This is a genomic window from Leifsonia sp. NPDC014704 (assembly GCF_043083605.1).
Classification (GTDB): Bacteria; Actinomycetota; Actinomycetes; order Actinomycetales; family Microbacteriaceae; genus Leifsonia.
In genome coordinates this window covers 1572354-1587933 of the sequence record NZ_JBIBYW010000001.1, presented here as the reverse complement: position 1 = coordinate 1587933, position 15580 = coordinate 1572354, and the positions used below count along the sequence as shown (strand labels likewise).

Below are 15580 nucleotides of genomic sequence, written 5' to 3'. Positions count from 1 at the left end.
GTACGCCTGGTTCAGCCGGCCAGAGCGCCGGTCAAATAGGCGCGCAGGATGCGGCGCAGCCGTGGCTCCAGGTCGATCAGCGCGTGCCCGAGCCGCGGGTCGGTGCGGTAGAGCTCGGCGATCTCCGGCGGCGGGGTGGAGATCTGCCAGAAGGTGCCCGCGAGGGAGGTCGCGGCGGCGACCAGATCGCGTGCGGCCGTGTCCGTGAGGGCCGGGAGCGCGTCCCGGACGGCGTCGCTGATCGCCGCGAGACTCTCGCCGCTCGTGAGCTTGTAGCTGCGTACGGCCTCGACGGAGACGTTGCGCTCGAGGTTGAGCGGCGCCTGCGCGAGCAGGTCGCAGAATGCTCCGCGAGCGGCCAGGGTGGAGGCGAAGGCGGCGGCGACGCCCTCGGCCGTGGAGGCGCGACGGACCCGCTCGCAGAGCACGGGCGTCCACTCCCTCCATGCCTCGGCGGTGAGACGGAGGAAGATCTCCTCGCGGGTCTCGAAGTACCGCAGCATGGCCGACTTGTGCATTCCGACCGCGTCGGCGATGTCGGTGAGGGTGACGGTGCGGATGCCCCGATCGCGGCCGAGGATGCGCGCGGCGTCGAGGATCGCCTGCTCGCGAGCGGCCTTCGCCTCGGGGGAGCGGGCTCGTCGCTGCCCGCTCTCTCGCGTCTCCTGCTGGGTCATGCCGCCAGTTTAGCGCAACCGAGTTGCATTATTTAAAGAAACGGTGTTTCATTAACGCCATGGAACAGACATGGTTCATCACAGGCTCCTCTCGCGGCTTCGGCCGCTCCCTCGTCGTCGCCGCGCTCCGCGCCGGCGACCGCGTCGCCGCCACCGCCCGTCGCCCGGAGCAGTTGGACGACCTCGTCGCCGAGTTCGGCGACCGCATCCTGCCGCTCCGGCTCGATGTGACAGACCCCGCCCGCGCGGCCGAGGCGCTCCACGAGGCGCACGACCGCTTCGGCCGGCTCGACGTGATCGTCAACAACGCCGGCTATGCGAACGTGTCGCCGATCGAGACCACGGACGACGCCGACTTCCGCACGCAGTTCGAGACCAACTTCTGGGGCGTGTACAACATCAGCAAGGCGGCCATCCCGCTGCTGCGGGCCCAGGGCGGCGGGCTCGTCATCCAGTTCTCCTCAGTCGGCGGGCGCGTCGGCGGGTCGCCCGGCATCGCGTCCTACCAGGCCGCGAAGTTCGCGATCGACGGCTTCAGCCGCGTGCTGCGGACGGAGGCGGCTCCGTTCGGCGTGAAGGTCCTCGTCGTCGAGCCGAGCGGCTTCCGCACCGACTGGGCGGGGTCGTCGATGGAGGTGCGCGAGATCCCCGAGGGATACGAGAGCACCGTCGGCGCGATGAACCGCCGGGTCCGTCAGTCCGACGAGGGCCCGGCCGGCGACCCCGACCGCGCGGCCGAGATCCTCGTCCGCCTCGCCAAGAGCGACGACATCCCGCAGAACCTCCCGCTCGGGGTGAACGCCACCGAGATGAGTGTCGCGCAGGACCGCCGCCTCCTGGCCTCCGACCTCGCCTGGGCTCCCGTCTCGCGCTCAGCCGACGCGGCCGAGCCCTACCCCGTCCCCTTCCCGCCCGCCGCCTGACCCTCCTGCCCCTCACCCCCCCCCCACCGTCGAGTCCGCAAACTTTGCACATCGCCGCGCCGCGTCGCGTGCAATTTGTGCGTACTCGACGGTGGGCGGAGGGGCCGGTAGGGTTCGCGTATGACGACGGCGTCACCGGAGCGGGGCATGCGCACGTTCGCACAGGTGCTCGTCAACACGGCTGTGGCCAACGTCACGACGAGCTACCTCTGGTTCGCCCTGACCTTCTGGGTCTACCTCGAGACCCGGTCGGTGCTCGCGACGGGCATCGTGGGTGGCGCCTACATGCTCCTGGTGGCCGTGTTCTCGATCCTGTTCGGCACCATCGTCGATCGGCATCGCAAGCAGCACGTGATGATGCTCGCCTCTCTGCTGACGCTCGCCGCCTTCTCGATCGCGGGTGTGCTCTACCTGATCTTCCCCGAGGAGGCGCTGCTCGACCTGGGCGGCCCGATGTTCTGGATCTTCGCGGGCATCATCCTCTTCGGCGCCGTCGTCGAGAACCTGCGCAACATCGCCCTGTCCACCACAGTGACCCTGCTCGTCCCGGTCGAGCGGCACGCCAATGCCAACGGGCTCGTCGGCACCGTTCAAGGCCTCGCGTTCATCGTCACCAGCGTCTTCAGCGGTCTCTCCATCGGACTGCTCGGGATGGGGTGGACGCTGGTCATTGCGATCGTCCTCACCGGGCTGGCCGCCTTCCACCTGCTCCTGCTGCGCATCCCCGAGGAGCTCCCGGAGCGCGACGCCTCCGCGTCGGCCGTCGACCTGCGCGGGAGCATCGCAGCCATCCGCCAGGCTCCCGGGCTCTTCGCCCTCATCATCTTCTCGACGTTCAACAACCTGATCGGCGGCGTCTACCTCGCCCTGATGGACCCGTACGGCCTGGAACTCTTCGCGGTGGAGCTGTGGGGCATCGTCCTCGGCGTCGCCTCCACCGGCTTCATCATCGGCGGGCTCGTGGTCGCGAAGTTCGGGCTCGGCAAGAACCCCATCCGCACCATGCTGATCCTGGTCGCCGTCATGGGGCTGCTCGGCGCGACCTTCACGCTCCGCGAATGGTGGCTGCTGTACGCGGCGGGCATCTGGGCGTACATGGCGCTCATCCCGGCCGTGGAGGCGTCGGAGCAGACCGTCATCCAGAAGATCGTGCCGTTCGCCCGGCAGGGTCGCGTTTTCGGTTTCGCCCAGGCGCTGGAGTCGGCCGCCGCCCCGATCACCGCATTCTTGATCGCTCCTGTCGCGCAGTTCCTCATCATCCCGTACATGGCGTCCGAGGCCGGCTCCGCCACCTGGGGCTGGCTCCTCGGCGACGGCAGTGCACGCGGGATCGCCCTGGTGTTCCTGATCTCGGGTCTCATCATGGTCGGACTCGCGCTCGGAGCCTTCCTCACCCGTTCCTACCGTCTCCTCTCCGACGAATACCGGGGAAGCGCCACGGATGCGGTGATGACGATTCGGTGAACAGGCCGAGTCGGGTCTGCCCCGTGAGCTGTGGACTGGCTATGCTTCGGATCATTCGGGGGAAGGCCATCCGGAGGGGGAAGGGCCATGTACGGTCTGTCATCGGCGGGAGCATTCGCCGCGGCGGTCGCTGTTGCAGCGATCGTCCTGCTGCTCGCGCCCGTGGGCGAGGCGGTGTCGCCGGTCGTCCAGGCGGTGGATCTGGTGGTCGCCGGGGTCGCGGGGGCGGCCGCAGCGACGTTCTTGAGCATCGCGGGAGGTCAACGCCACAGGCGGCGTAGGGTGCGCTAGCGCCACCTTCGTGTTCTCCGCAAGGGGTCCCTCAAAAGTTGACAACGTTTCGAACCGTGGGAATCATCACCAGGGTGACGTTGGTGGACGGGACCCTCGAGGACTTCGCCCGCGATTTCGAGATCGCGTTGGCGCAGCGTCAGGTCACGGCTGCTTACCAACCCCAGATCGACGTGACGGACGGCTCCGTCGTCGGCGTGGAGGCACTGGCTCGCTGGACGCATCCGGAGCACGGCTCGGTCGCGCCGGATGTCTTCGTCGACATCGCCCAGAAGACCGGCCTCCTGCCTCTGCTGACCGCTCGCATCATCTCTGATGTGACGGCGCAGTACATCCCGGGGTGCACCATCGACGTGGCGGTCAACGTCTCGGCGACCCAGCTCGAGGATCCCTCCCTCTACGACATGTTCGAGGGGGCGTTCGCGACCGGTCGCTGCGACCCGGAGACGCTCACCGTCGAAGTGACCGAGAGCTACAGCATCGAGCACCCCGAGCGGGTCGCTGCTCCGCTGGAGGCGCTCGCCGCAGCGGGAGTCACGATCTCGGTCGATGACTTCGGCACCGGCCACTCGTCGTTCGCTCGGGTGGAGTCCCTGCATGCCAGCGAGCTGAAGCTCGACAAGAGCCTGGTACAGGCGGACGACCGGGTACGCGAGGTCGCGCAGATCATCAGTGAAGCGCACCGCCGGGGACTCCGTGTCGTCGGCGAGGGCGTCGAGAGCCGCGGTCAGCTCGATCGGCTGGCGGACGCGGGGTGCGACCGCGCCCAGGGCTACTGGATCGCGAAGCCGCAACCTGCTCCTGAGCTTCTGTCGTGGTACCGGATGCGCACGCGCTGACCTGACCGGCGCATGCTCGGCGCGGGTCCCGATACGCAGAACGCGCCCGGCCCGTGGTCAGGCCGGGCGCGTCCGGAATGGTCGGTGAGCGGCGCTCAGAGCGCGTCGAACGAGTCGATGTCGACGCGCGACTCCTCCTGGCGGGGAGCGGGCGGGTCGACCTCGATCTGCGCCCAGGTGACCGGCATGCCCGGGGAGAACAGCACGTCCACGCCGGGGCCGCCCCGCAGCGGCGGGATCGTGACGTAGCCGCCGCCGGCTCGAACGGCCTCCAGGATCTTCCCGCGCAGGTCGTCCACCGGATCGGGGAGGAAGTAGTCCTTTCCGTCGACCGTGAGGCGGTGAACGATCATGCGGTGATCCTTTCCGTGGGGATGATGTAGAAGACTATCGCGCGGTCACGATACACCTGTATTCCGGACGGGTAAGCTCGCAGCAGCGCCGAAAGGCGTCACGAACGACCAGAGGAAAGGTATCCGTGGGCACACTCCGCTACGACGGCGAAAGCTACGAACTCGACGATCGCCTGCTCTTCCACATGCAGATCGCGATCAGCACCAAGCTCCGCCGCGGGGAGAACTTCTTCCTCACCTGGCCGGTGCCGGCCGAGCTGGGCAGCGGGCGTCACACCGTCTGGGTGGACAACGGCGTCCCCCTGCACATCTTCTTCTCCGGCTCCAAGGTGCCGACCCTCAACAAGGACTGGATCGAGGCCATGATCCAGACCGCCAGCCGGGCCTCCGGGATGATCGTGATGGAGGAGTCCGAGATCCGCCCGAACCCGCGGGGTTGAGGCTGGCCCAGCGCTTATAGCGGAAGCGTTTGGCGAAAACAAGGCCCCCCGATTTTCTTGCTTCCCCGAGCGGGTAGTTCGATCATCTAACTAGATCTTCGAAGCGCACCACGACGGAAGAGAAGTAAGGAAAGAACCATGGCCGAGTCCCTCGCAGAAATCGTCGACCTGCCCACTGAGTACGTCTCGTGGCACTCGCCGGCGGCCGCCCTCTGGGTCGCCTCGACGCCGACGGCGTACGTGGGCATGGTGGACCGCAACCACGACGGTTTCGTCGCCACCGACTGCACGGGCCGTGAGCTGGGCGTCTACGGGACGCTGGAGTCCGCACGCGTCGCCGTCTACGGCGCCTGGGTCGCACCGGCACCAACCGAGGAGCAGGCGCTCATCGCCTGACCTCCCTGAACCATCCCGGCCGGCGTTTCGGGTGCGCCAACCGGGATTCGACGGAGCCCCGGCACCTCTTCAGGTGCCGGGGCTCCCATCGTTAAGGAGCGCTCAGTTCAGGCTCGGCTCCGCGAGCGCCTCGGCCACGGCCTGCTCGACGCTGAGCTCGCGGCCTTCGGACACCGCCGCGGCCAGCCGCCCGGCCGGCGCGACAGCGGCGAGGCGATCCAGGTACCGCTGGTGGAAGGTGAACGTGGGCCCGTTGTGGGTTCCCGACCGCTCCCGCAGGGCGTGCGCGGCGCCCGCGAGCCGCCCGGCGCGATCGACGTCGCCGGCGAGGGCGGCCACGGCCGCCAAGCCTTCCAGTCCGTACGCGATGCCCTCGATGTGCCCGAGCGACGTGGAGAGGGTCACGCTCAGGGAGAAGTCCTTCCTGGCGTCCTCGGGCGAACCGAGCAGGAGATGCGCCCAGCCGAGGTGGTAGGAGGCGATCCGCCCTCCTACGGCGTCGCCGGCTCGCTGCGTGAGGGCGAGGGACTCGTCGAACCGCTCGAAAGCGGCATGCAGCTCCTGGCGCAGCAGGGCCACCCGGCCGAGCAGTACGAGGGCCATGGCCTCGCCCCACACGTCGCCGGTCTCGCGGAACAGCTGGAGGCTCCGCTCCATGACCTCCGATGCGCGCGCGGTGTCCGGCTTCTCGCCGGCGAGGAGCGCGAGAGCGAGCGAGATCTGCGCCATCGCCTCACCGGAGCGGTCGGCGCAGCGGCCGAACAGGTCGGCGCTCTCCGCGAGGTCGGCGGCGACGCGTCCGTCCGGGTCCTTCCAGAACCGGATGGTCCGCGTGAAGTAGAGCGCCACCGCGCGGGTGCGGTCGTGGAGGGCGTCGCCGGACTCGAGCGGTTCGTCCATCCACGTCCGCACCTCGCCGAGCAGCCCGATCACCCAGAAGTAGAGGAACAGGTTGAAGGCGAGCTCCGCGGCGCGATCCCAGTCGCGGGCGTCCAGCAGGTAGCGCTCGGCGGCGCGCAGGTTGTCGCGCTCGTCGCCGAGCCGCTGCATCCACTCGCGCTGCCCTCCGCCCTTGAGCGGCAGCCGGGCCCGGGCGCCGAGGTCGATGAAGTACCGGGCGTGCGCGTCGCGGGCGCTCTCGAGCTCTCCGTCGCCGTGCAGCTGCTCCCTGGCATACTCGCGGACGATCGCCTGCATCGTGAAGCGCGGCCGGTCGTCGCTGTCGTGCTGGGCGACGAGGCTGGAGTCGACGAGCACGGCGAGGTCGGACAGCACGTCGGCCGCATCGTCGCCGTCTGCGCCTACGAACTCCGCCGCTTCCAGCGTGAAACCGCCCTCGAAGACCCCCAGCCGGGCGAGCAGGCGGCGCTGCTCCGGCGCCAGCAGCTGCGTGCTCCACTCGATGGTGCGGCGGATGGTCTGCTGGCGCTCCGGGAGGTCGCGCGAGCCGCCGACGAGCACCGAGAGGCGCCGGTCGAGGCGGTCCAGCAGTTCGGCGGGGGAGAGCACGCGGATGCGGGCGGCCGCGAGCTCGATCGCGAGCGGAACGCCGTCGAGCGACGTGCAGACGCGGGCGACGGCGTCGGCGTTCTCCGCAGTGATCTCGAAGTCGGGCTTGACGGCATGGGCCCGCTCGACGAAAAGGTTGACGGAGGAGTCCTCGGCGAGCGGCCCGACGTCGTAGCTCTGCTCGGCGCTCACCCGCAGCAGCGTCCTGCTGGTCACCAGCAGGGCGACCCCGGGCGCGGCCGCGAGCAGTCCGGTCAGCAGGGGCGCCGCCTCCAGCACCTGCTCGAAGTTGTCGAGAACGAGAAGGATGCTGCGGTCGCGCAACGCCGTCGCCAGATTGTCGAGGATGGGCGCGTCTCCGGTGTCGCGCACGCCGAGGGCCTGCGCGATGCGGTTCGGAACCCGCTGCGGGTCGTGCACGGCCGAGAGGTCGACGAACACCGCGCCGTCGTCGAAGTGCTGGGCCGCGGCGCGCGCCGCCGCGATGGCGAGCCGGCTCTTCCCGATGCCGCCGGGGCCGACCAGCGTCACCAGACGAGTGCCCCGCGCGAGCCGGTCGCCGATCGCCGCGATATCCGCGTCGCGTCCGACCAGCCCGGTCAGCGGGACCGGCAAGCGCACCGGCTCCACGACGCGGTCGGCATCGCTCGCCACATCCGCGGTGATGAGGGTGCGGCTCTGGTCGAAGCGCTCGGCGAGCAGCGTGGCGAGGTCGTTCTCGATCAGCTGCGCGAGCTCCTTCGGCGACTCGAAGTACTTGTAGGCGGCACGGTCGTCGTCGCGGATGCGCGCCAGCAGTGTGGCGAGACGCGGCTCGCGGTTGTCGGCCGGGCTCTTGACGTAGAGGAGGCGCGGCAGCTCGGCCGGGCAGAGGTTGTACTCGTCCTCGAGTCCGGAGACCTCCTCGTCCGGCGCGACCCAGCCGTAGCGCTCCCAGTACAGCCCGAGGAAGACGTCGCTCTGCTCCAGGTAGGCGCGGTAAAGCTCGCGCGGGGGATGCGGACGAGCGCCCAGCTCGAACATGACGGGGGCGAGATGCAACCGCTCGATGGCGGTCCGCGCTGCGCGGCGCTCAGCGGCGAGCTCCTGCAGCGTGGAGGAGACGAAGATCCGGAGCCGCTGGTCCGGCGTCCGGATTACATGAGGGTGGCTCATGTCACGTCATTGTGTTGCCTCCGTCGAGAAATGTACAGAGGGCGTGCCGTGCGCCCCTTGTAGCACTCCGAATCGGTCGTGCGCAAGGCGGTACTGAGGATTCGCGATCGGAGGTTAGCTAGGAAGGTGAAGGAAATCGCGTGGTACGTACTGGGCTTCGCGCTGGCGGTCTGCGCCATCGCGGTGGGGCTGCTCGTGGCGCCCGACGCCGCCGACGCCACCGAGGGTCCCGGCGGCCTGCTGCAGCATCTGACCCCCACCGAATGGGCGGATCTGGTGGTCGCCCTGGTGTTCGCCGCGATCGCGTTCGTCAGCGGCAGCTACCTGTCGTCGCGTGCGGCCGCCGAGGCCGACGACGTCGACCTGACAGTGGAGCTCGTCACCGCGCAGCGCGCGGGCTGACGGGCCGGGGCGCGACGGGATGACGCGCCCCGGCGCTTGTCACATGTCGCGGTAGCGCTTCGCGGCGGCCAGCGCCTCACGGAGACCCGCGGCGTCGTAGCGGCGCACGTAGGCCGGGGTGTCGCGCTGGGCACGCCAGCCCTCGGACAGCTCGCCGATGTCGACGGCGTCGAATCCGAACTCATCGATCAAAGCGGCGACGCGCTCCCGCGCGGCCGGGTCGTCGCCGGCGACGATGAGGGCGCGGCGGTCCGGGCTGCCGGCCGGCAGGCTCTGGCTGGTGAGCTCGGCAGCGCCGATGTGGTTGAAGGCCTTCACGACGTGCGAGGCCGGCAGCACCTTCTGCAGGCGCTCCGCGACCGTGGTGGACTCGTCGTCCAGCTCGGCGATGTGCCCGTCGCGCTGCGGGTAGTAGTTGTTCGTGTCGATGACGATCTTGCCGGCCAGCTGCTCGACCGGGAGGGTCGCCTCCGCGGCGAGCGGTGTCGTGACCACGACGATGTCGCCTGCGGCGGCCGCCTCGGCCGGGGTGGCGGCTCTGGCGTGCTCGCCGAGCTCGTCCACGAGCCCGCTCAGCGTCTCCGGGCCGCGCGAGTTGCTGAGCACCACGTCGTAGCCGCGGGCGACCGCGAGGCGTGCGAGCTGGGAGCCGATGTGTCCTGAACCGATGAATCCGATTGTCGTCATACGGGCGGCAACCGGAGCGAACTCCGGATGATTCCCGCCGGCCGCATACCGGGCAGCGGCATCCCGATCAGCCGCAGAGCCCGACGCCCGCCGAGGTGAGGATGACCGTGCGGTTCTGCTCCGCGACGGCATCCGAGTACGCGCCCGAGGCGTCGGTCTCCTTCTTCCACCCGCACCACTCGAAGCCGACCCCCGCGGTCTGGAGGAGGGTGGCGGGCACGCCGAGACCCACCAGCGCCGCCTTGACCGCATCCGCCCGCTTCAGCGAAAGCGCGGTGTCGGCGGTGTTGTCGGTCGCCTGATCTTTGGATGCGGTGCCCGTGATGGTCACCGGCTTGCCGTTCTGTTCGATCGCGGGCACGAGGGTGGCGAGCACGTTCTGGGCCGCGGCCGGATCGGAGAAGGTCGCCGTGTCCTTCGTGAAGAGCAGCTCGCTGTTGCGGATGACGACGGGCTTCGACCAATCCGTCTTCGTGGCGACCGGCTCGATGGTCACCGGGCTGACGGCGGGGAGCCCGGCGGCCGCATTCCCGGAGGCCGGCTCGGGGAGAAGCGAGAGCGTCCCTCCGGCGGCCGTGATCACGGCGGACCAGATCGCCTCCAGGTTGCTGCGCGCGGGGACGGTCAGCGGCTGCTGCGCGCCCGCGGTGTCGCCCATCCCGGACCAGTACACGGTGACGCCCTTCAGGTCCGTCGGGAGCAGCTTCCGGGAGGTCAGATCGGAGACCACCTGCGCCGGATCGGCGTAGAGCAGGCCGGTTCCGGCGAAGTTCAGCGGGTCGGTGGTCTGCAGCCCGCTGCCGACGACGATGACGCCCATCGGGTCGCTGCCGAGGTTGCGCGACGCCTGGTCGATGGCGCCCAGGTAGTCGACCTCCGGGGCCGACGCCTTGAGACCGTCGATGTAGGAGGTGATCTGCGTGAGCTTGGTGCGCTGGTCGTTCTGGCAGACGATCGCATCCTGAGCCGACGAACCGAGCGTGGTCGTGCCCATGACCTGCGGGGTGCCGGACGGCACGACGACGGTCACGCTGCCGTTCGTCTTGCCCGCCGCCTGCAGTTGAGCCGACGCCGACGCGGGGAGAGTCACGGCCGGTGCGTTCGCCGTGCTCCCGGCGACGACGCCGAGGTTGCGCTTGTGCGACTGGTCGCACGCCTCGCCGGATGCCGTCGCCGGCGCGCACGCCGCGAGTCCCGCGACGACCGCCACGACGACCCCCGCAACTGCTCCCGCCCGAACGCCGCGCTTCCCCCACCGTCGAGTCCGCGAAGACTGACCGCCTTCGTGGCGCGTCGCGTGCAATTCGTGCGTACTCGACGGGGGGAGGTGGGGCATGGGGGAGCCTTTCACGCGGTCGGGGAGGTCGGCGGGGTCGGGGAGGTCGGGGAGGTCGGAGAGGTGGGCGACGCGGAGGCGCCGGGCGGGAGGGGCGGGGCGAGGTCCGGGGATTCGACGCTGCGGCGAGCGCGCAGCTCACGGATGATCTGGCTGGTGCTCTCCGGGTCGCGCTCGCGCTGTGCCAGGCGGGTCGCGAGCTGGGCGCGCACCACATCCATCCGGGAGTGGAACGTGACGCGGGCGCCCGTATAGCGGACGGCGTCGTGTGCGTCGAGCTGCATCGCCAGGCGGGTGCGCTCCTCGGCGGCGACTGCCTCGCCGTGCAGCCGATCGCGGAGCAGCCGCAGCCGGGCGGCCTGTGCGTGCGCCTTCTCGGCGGCGGTGAGGAGCGGCTTCGTCGTCAGCCACGCCACGACGAAGCTGAGGGCGCCGGAGGTGGCCAGCACGCCCAGCATGAGGAACGCCATGATCGTGTCCGGGGCGGACCACGAGAACCCGGCCGGCGCGGCCGTCTCGGCTCCGCCGACGAGGCCGGTGAGGCCGCCCGCGCTCTGCGCGTCGATGCCCGCCTTGATCCGGGCGATCGTGATGGCGGCGAGGATGGCGGCCCAGACCAGCCCGAGCACGACCGAGGTGATGATCCACCTCCGCGACATGACGCCAGCCTGGACGCGACGGAGCAGGATGGCCACGACATGCGGCAGCGTGACGACCGCGAGCGAGATCCCGAGCGTGATGACGTACATCTGCAGCCCGATCGACCCGTACTGGCTATCGTTGCGCAGCAGCAGCGTCAGCGCCTGCGCAAGCAGGATGTAGTCCACTGCGATCATGGCGACGAGCAGCACGTAGACCATGACGTGGGCGAAGGGCGAGATGTGGCCGACGTGGGGACGCAGGCGCGGAGGGCGGGTGACGATGTCGCGTGCCATGGGCGGCCTCTCAAGCGTAGGAGTGGAAGTCGGGATCGTGACCGGCCAGCTTGGCGTCGAGCCGCGCGACGTCCTGGTCGGCCCGGCGGATGTCGTCCTCGGCGCGCTCGAGCGCCCGACGGATGAGCTCCTGCCGAGCTTGCGCCTCGGCGACGCGGGCGGAGGCGATGGCGACGTTGCGGGTGCGCTGCCGCTCCAGCTCGGCGACCCCCGCGCGCTCGAAGGCGGCAAGCTCGTGCTCGAACACCTCCAGGGTCTCGACGTCGACGGCGTGGCGCATGCGCCGCAGCCGCCGGAGCAGCCGCCGGCGGAGGCCGCCGGTGGCGGGGACGCGGTAGTCGGTCAGTCGGTCACGCCGAGGCATCGGTCCTCCTGTGGTGGTCGTCGTGGCCAGCGGTGACGCCGGCGGTCTCCTCGCCCGCTGTGCGGGCTGCGGCGATGGGGTGCAGGGCGTCGACGGCGGTGCCGCGTGAGGTGAGCCAGTCGGAGCGGTGCAGGGCGGGTGGATGCGCGGATACGCGTCCCGATGTCGCCTGACGGAGGGCGCCCCAGTACACGGCGGCCTTCTCGTCGGAGCGGTCGAACATCCGTGCCGCCCGCAGCTGCGCGGCGGTGAACCGAGCGTTGATCAGCGCGCTGAGCTCATCACTCCGCCGGTGCGCCCGGCGGATTCGCCGCTCCAGCCGCCGCAGCTCCTCGAACGCGGTGCCCTGCCCTTCGGCGATGCGGAGCCGGTCGGCCTCGGGAAGCCGGTCGATCCGCTCCTCGTACGTGTCGAGGTCGGAGCGGAGGGCGGCGGTGAGGACGCGGTGCTCGGTGAGCTCGCGACGCATGCTGCGGAAGAAGCGCTGCTCCTCGCGGCGGGCGAAGGCGTCGGCCCTGGCCTGCAGGGTGGCGACGGTCGGCGACGTGCGGTCGCCCGCACCCACCTCGGTGTCGTGGACCGTGGCCGCGTCGCGGCGCGCCAGCCGGACCAGGCGGCGTCGGGCGAACGGCCCGAGTCTCAGCGGCTGCGTCGTCATAACGGGCGAGCGTAGGGAGTCGGCCTGTGCGTCCCCTAGGTGAACGTCGAAGGAAGCCCGAACGTGACCCAACTGTGACCGCGCCTAGCGATCGGCCGCCAGGGCCTCCAGATAGCCCGCGTACCCTTCCGGCGCGCGCCCGCGCAGCCGGGCCGAGGTGACGACCGGCTCGTGCTCGGATGACAGCATCACGATGCCCGATTCCCGCAGTCGCGCGGCCAGACGGACGTCCTCCGCGGTGGCGAGCGGCGGGAAGCCGCCGGCCCGGCGGTAGGCGGATGCACGCATCCCCAGGTTCGCTCCGTGCACGTGGCCGAGGGTCGCGCCCGGGGGATGCCGGTCCTCCCAGATGCGGCGGCGCTCCGCGTCGAGGTCGTCGAGCACCGGGACGACGGCGCCCGTGTACGCGTCGGCGTGCCTGGCCGCGCGCAGGTGCTCGGCGAGCCACCCGCGCGGAACCGTGCCGTCCGCGTCGGTGAACGCGAGCCAGACGCTCTCCGGGTCCTGCCCGCTGCCGGCCAGCGCGGTCTCGACGCCGTGCGCGCGGCTGCGGCCGACGTTCCCGAAACCCACGGTGACCGTGCGAACCGCAGGATGCCGGGCGGCGATCGCCGCCGAGCCGTCCGTGCATGCGTCGAGGACGAGGACGATGTCCGTCGGCACGGCTACGATCGCCGCGGCATCCTCGACCGACTTGAGGCAGGCATCCAGCGTGGCGGCCTCGTCGCGCGCCGGGATCACGACGACCGCTCGACGGATCGCGGGCCTCATCGCAGGACCTCTAGCACGAACTCCTCGTCGCGATGCACGACCACAGGCTGCAGACCGGACCGTTCCCGGAACCGGGCGTGCGCCGCCTCTCCCGACTGGGCGAAGTCGTCGGAGTCGCCCGTCCAGTGGCAGAGCAGCACCTCGCCGCCCTCCGCCAGAGAGCCGAGGATGCGGTCGATGACGGCATCCCACTCGTCCTCGGCGAGGTAGTACGCCAGCTCGGAGACGAGCACGAGGTCGGTGCTGTGGTCCGCGGCGACCGGCCACTCCTGCGGGACGCGCATGCGCTCGACCACGACGTTCGGCCGGTCGCGCAGCCGCTCGGCCGCGGCCTCCACAGCCGACGCGGAGCCGTCCACCGCGATCAGCTCGTCGCACCGATCGGCGAGCACGGAGGTCGTCTCCCCGATCGAGCAGCCGAGTTCGACGGCCCGGTCGTATCGCTCGCGGGGGAGGGATGCGGCGAGCACCGCCCGCCGCCGCCGCTCGTACCAGCGCGTGCGGACACGCCACGGGTCGTCGCGTTCGTGGTGCATCCGCTCGAAGTGCTGATCCGCCGGCTCCGGCGGCTCGATGACGATCTCGCGGCCGTCGGCGGCCCGCTCGACGAAGCCCGGTTCCAGCGCGCCGTCCGGGTTGTGCGAGGTCCGCAACTGCGAAGCGAATGCGGCGAGGGCGGCGCGCTTGCTGCTCCGCTCGCCGGCGTCGAGGACCACCTCGCGCACCCGCCGCCAGGGGACATCGGCCGGCGTGCCCCACTGCCAGAGCCAGACCGGGTACAGCAGGATGCGCAGTCCTCGTTCGCGGGCGGCCGCGACGACCTCCCGGCCGAGGGTCCGGTGGTCGCCGTGCCGGTCGCCGGTCCAGGGTGCGAGCACCAGACGGTTCCGTGCGTCCGAGGGAGTGTCGAGGATCTCCGCGATCGCGGTGCGGAGGTCGTCCGCGTGGTGTTTCAGCGCCCCGTCGGGCAGGCCCAGCGCGAGGGGCGCGGCTGCGGGAGCCGTCGGGAGTCCGAGGGACGCGAGTGCGGCATCCAACTCGTCCATCCGCCCCGGATCGCACGCGGCCGCGACCACGACGCGGCCCGGGATGCCGTCAGCAGCTGCTCGGGCCAGCAGACCGCCGACGCCGAGCGTCTCGTCGTCCGGGTGTGCGGAGAAGACGATCAGTTCATCCGGTCGGTCGTCGAAGGCGGGGACGTCCGACCACTCGTCGAGCGACTCCCACTCGTCGGGGGCGGTCACGGCGGTGCGCGGGTCGAAGCTCACCACCAGACGGACCGCGCATCCAGTCCGGCGAGGCGCTTGGCAAGCGACTCGTCGTCGCGGCCGCGGTGGTACTGCGACACGTACAGTTCGAGGTCCGCGGCCCGGCGCGCGTGGCCCTCGTCGAAGGCCAGGGCGGCCGGTCCGAGCAGGTCGCGCACCGCCGCCAGGGTCAGCACGACGGCGTCGGCGACCGCTCCGCGCACGGTGTGGGCGAGCGCTGCAGCGTCATCGCCGGCCACGCCGTCGTCGATCAGGGCCGCCGCGTGCTCCAGCTGGAGGCGAGCGGATTCGAGAGCACGGTACAACTCTCCGACCCGGGCCGCGAGGAGCGGATTCCCGGGCGCCGCGGCGCGCTGCGTCAAGGCGCGGAACAGCGGGAGGCAGCCGCCCCACCAGCACGCGGCGACGCCGATGCCTCCCCAGCGGAATCCGGGCCGCTCCAGATACCAGCCGACCGCGCCCACCGGTTCGGCGGCGGCGCCCCGGAAGCGGAGCGGACCGCTCTCCACCTCGGCGAGTCCGCGTGCGACCCAGGCGGCCGGTTCGGCCGTGACGGTGTCCTGGCGCAGGTCGACGGCGAACATCCTGCGCTCCTCGCCGACACTCGCGGTGACGAGTCCATGGGTGAGGCGACCGCCGAGCGAGCACCACGGCTTGATGCCGTCGAGCGTCCATCCGCCGGCTCCTCGCACGGCTTCGAGAGCAGTGCCCGGAGCCTCCGCCGCGAACACGCCCCACGTCGTCCCAACCGCGGGGTGCGGGAGCCCGGCCTCGGCGAGGATCGCGAGCGCATCGAGGTGCGGTTCGAGCACCCGTGCGGCCGTCAGATCGATCGCGGCGATCCGTGAGAGCGCGCCGAATCGCTCCGCCGTCCGCCCGCTGCCGGGCAGCGGAACCGCCTCCGGCTGAATGCGCGAGAGGGCCTCCAGCAGTGGGACCACACGGCCGGGCGACTCCGCCGCCACCTCCTCGTATCCGGCGAGGGCGGTCGGCGTGGGGGTCGTCATAACCACACCGTCGCACGATGCGGGCGCCCGGACGAGTCCCTTGACGGCGACCGGGTGGATGCGCAACGCCCTCGCCGCTGTGGATAGGGCCAAGTGGATAGGGTG

Annotated in this window: 17 protein-coding genes and 1 pseudogene; 7 read left to right on the top strand and 11 right to left on the bottom strand. The window is 71.0% G+C overall.

Annotated features, from left to right (window positions below):
• Positions 1–11: 11 nt before the first annotated feature.
• Entirely contained in the window at positions 12–677 is a 666-nt protein-coding gene (locus ACF1AJ_RS07790) for a TetR/AcrR family transcriptional regulator (protein WP_391506816.1), read from the bottom strand.
• Between the two features lie 59 nt (positions 678–736).
• Between ACF1AJ_RS07790 and ACF1AJ_RS07785 the strand changes: the two genes are divergently transcribed.
• The 4 genes from ACF1AJ_RS07785 (at position 737) to ACF1AJ_RS07770 (ending at position 4194) form a co-directional block, all read left to right on the top strand.
• A complete protein-coding gene (locus ACF1AJ_RS07785) occupies positions 737–1600 on the top strand; it encodes an SDR family NAD(P)-dependent oxidoreductase (protein ID WP_391506815.1) in 864 nt (287 codons plus the stop codon).
• A gap of 120 nt (positions 1601–1720) precedes the next feature.
• Entirely contained in the window at positions 1721–3064 is a 1344-nt protein-coding gene (locus ACF1AJ_RS07780; protein WP_391506814.1) for an MFS transporter, read from the top strand.
• Positions 3065–3151: 87 nt separating this feature from the next.
• On the top strand, positions 3152–3355 hold the full coding sequence (locus tag ACF1AJ_RS07775) for a hypothetical protein (RefSeq protein ID WP_391506813.1): 204 nt from the start codon (positions 3152–3154) through the stop codon (positions 3353–3355).
• A 56-nt stretch (positions 3356–3411) separates the two neighbouring features.
• A complete protein-coding gene (locus tag ACF1AJ_RS07770; protein WP_391506812.1) occupies positions 3412–4194 on the top strand; it encodes an EAL domain-containing protein in 783 nt (260 codons plus the stop codon).
• Positions 4195–4289: 95 nt separating this feature from the next.
• On the opposite strand, the gene ACF1AJ_RS07765 is transcribed toward ACF1AJ_RS07770, so the two are convergent.
• Positions 4290–4547 carry a hypothetical protein gene (locus ACF1AJ_RS07765; protein WP_018190251.1) on the bottom strand — a complete coding sequence of 86 codons (258 nt, stop codon included), beginning with the start codon at positions 4545–4547 and terminating at the stop codon, positions 4290–4292.
• 125 nt (positions 4548–4672) lie between these two features.
• Between ACF1AJ_RS07765 and ACF1AJ_RS07760 the strand changes: the two genes are divergently transcribed.
• Together ACF1AJ_RS07760 and ACF1AJ_RS07755 are read left to right on the top strand one after the other, a co-directional pair.
• Positions 4673–4987 (top strand): hypothetical protein, encoded by a 315-nt coding sequence (locus tag ACF1AJ_RS07760; protein ID WP_089875077.1) that lies wholly within the window; start codon positions 4673–4675, stop codon positions 4985–4987.
• Positions 4988–5125: 138 nt separating this feature from the next.
• Complete coding sequence (locus ACF1AJ_RS07755) at positions 5126–5383, top strand: hypothetical protein (RefSeq protein WP_391506811.1); 258 nt, start codon at positions 5126–5128, stop codon at positions 5381–5383.
• A 102-nt stretch (positions 5384–5485) separates the two neighbouring features.
• Here the strand turns inward: ACF1AJ_RS07755 and ACF1AJ_RS07750 are convergent, their stop codons facing one another.
• Complete coding sequence (locus ACF1AJ_RS07750) at positions 5486–8047, bottom strand: DUF4062 domain-containing protein (protein ID WP_391506810.1); 2562 nt, start codon at positions 8045–8047, stop codon at positions 5486–5488.
• A gap of 126 nt (positions 8048–8173) precedes the next feature.
• Here ACF1AJ_RS07750 and ACF1AJ_RS07745 point away from each other — a divergent pair, with 126 nt between their 5' ends.
• Positions 8174–8449 (top strand): hypothetical protein, encoded by a 276-nt coding sequence (locus ACF1AJ_RS07745; protein WP_391506809.1) that lies wholly within the window; start codon positions 8174–8176, stop codon positions 8447–8449.
• Positions 8450–8488: 39 nt separating this feature from the next.
• Here ACF1AJ_RS07745 and ACF1AJ_RS07740 read toward each other — a convergent pair.
• The 8 genes and pseudogenes from ACF1AJ_RS07740 to ACF1AJ_RS07705 all read right to left on the bottom strand — a co-directional run.
• Positions 8489–9154: pseudogene (locus ACF1AJ_RS07740) on the bottom strand (NADPH-dependent F420 reductase); the annotation flags it as partial.
• A gap of 49 nt (positions 9155–9203) precedes the next feature.
• Complete coding sequence (locus tag ACF1AJ_RS07735) at positions 9204–10346, bottom strand: OmpA family protein (RefSeq protein WP_391506808.1); 1143 nt, start codon at positions 10344–10346, stop codon at positions 9204–9206.
• 137 nt (positions 10347–10483) lie between these two features.
• Positions 10484–11407: a hypothetical protein gene (locus ACF1AJ_RS07730; protein ID WP_391506807.1), complete on the bottom strand. Its 924-nt coding sequence runs from the start codon at positions 11405–11407 to the stop codon at positions 10484–10486.
• A gap of 10 nt (positions 11408–11417) precedes the next feature.
• Entirely contained in the window at positions 11418–11771 is a 354-nt protein-coding gene (locus ACF1AJ_RS07725; RefSeq protein ID WP_309857642.1) for a hypothetical protein, read from the bottom strand.
• Positions 11758–12429, bottom strand: a complete 672-nt coding sequence (locus tag ACF1AJ_RS07720) for a hypothetical protein (protein WP_391506806.1) — start codon at positions 12427–12429, stop codon at positions 11758–11760. The genes ACF1AJ_RS07725 and ACF1AJ_RS07720 overlap by 14 nt, the downstream gene beginning before the upstream one ends.
• 84 nt (positions 12430–12513) lie before the next feature.
• Positions 12514–13200 (bottom strand): glycosyltransferase, encoded by a 687-nt coding sequence (locus tag ACF1AJ_RS07715; RefSeq protein ID WP_391506805.1) that lies wholly within the window; start codon positions 13198–13200, stop codon positions 12514–12516.
• Positions 13197–14468 (bottom strand): PIG-L family deacetylase, encoded by a 1272-nt coding sequence (locus tag ACF1AJ_RS07710; protein WP_391506804.1) that lies wholly within the window; start codon positions 14466–14468, stop codon positions 13197–13199. The genes ACF1AJ_RS07715 and ACF1AJ_RS07710 overlap by 4 nt, the downstream gene beginning before the upstream one ends.
• Positions 14465–15475: a hypothetical protein gene (locus tag ACF1AJ_RS07705; RefSeq protein ID WP_391506803.1), complete on the bottom strand. Its 1011-nt coding sequence runs from the start codon at positions 15473–15475 to the stop codon at positions 14465–14467. The genes ACF1AJ_RS07710 and ACF1AJ_RS07705 overlap by 4 nt, the downstream gene beginning before the upstream one ends.
• Positions 15476–15580 lie beyond the last annotated feature (105 nt).

Coding starts and splice junctions, on each gene's coding strand:
- ACF1AJ_RS07790 (WP_391506816.1), bottom strand. CDS start 677: ATGACCCAGCAGGAGACGCGAGAGAGCGGGCAGCGACGAGCCCGCTCC.
- ACF1AJ_RS07785 (WP_391506815.1), top strand. CDS start 737: ATGGAACAGACATGGTTCATCACAGGCTCCTCTCGCGGCTTCGGCCGC.
- ACF1AJ_RS07780 (WP_391506814.1), top strand. CDS start 1,721: ATGACGACGGCGTCACCGGAGCGGGGCATGCGCACGTTCGCACAGGTG.
- ACF1AJ_RS07775 (WP_391506813.1), top strand. CDS start 3,152: ATGTACGGTCTGTCATCGGCGGGAGCATTCGCCGCGGCGGTCGCTGTT.
- ACF1AJ_RS07765 (WP_018190251.1), bottom strand. CDS start 4,547: ATGATCGTTCACCGCCTCACGGTCGACGGAAAGGACTACTTCCTCCCC.
- ACF1AJ_RS07755 (WP_391506811.1), top strand. CDS start 5,126: ATGGCCGAGTCCCTCGCAGAAATCGTCGACCTGCCCACTGAGTACGTC.
- ACF1AJ_RS07750 (WP_391506810.1), bottom strand. CDS start 8,047: ATGAGCCACCCTCATGTAATCCGGACGCCGGACCAGCGGCTCCGGATC.
- ACF1AJ_RS07730 (WP_391506807.1), bottom strand. CDS start 11,407: ATGGCACGCGACATCGTCACCCGCCCTCCGCGCCTGCGTCCCCACGTC.
- ACF1AJ_RS07725 (WP_309857642.1), bottom strand. CDS start 11,771: ATGCCTCGGCGTGACCGACTGACCGACTACCGCGTCCCCGCCACCGGC.
- ACF1AJ_RS07720 (WP_391506806.1), bottom strand. CDS start 12,429: ATGACGACGCAGCCGCTGAGACTCGGGCCGTTCGCCCGACGCCGCCTG.
- ACF1AJ_RS07715 (WP_391506805.1), bottom strand. CDS start 13,200: ATGAGGCCCGCGATCCGTCGAGCGGTCGTCGTGATCCCGGCGCGCGAC.
- ACF1AJ_RS07705 (WP_391506803.1), bottom strand. CDS start 15,475: ATGACGACCCCCACGCCGACCGCCCTCGCCGGATACGAGGAGGTGGCG.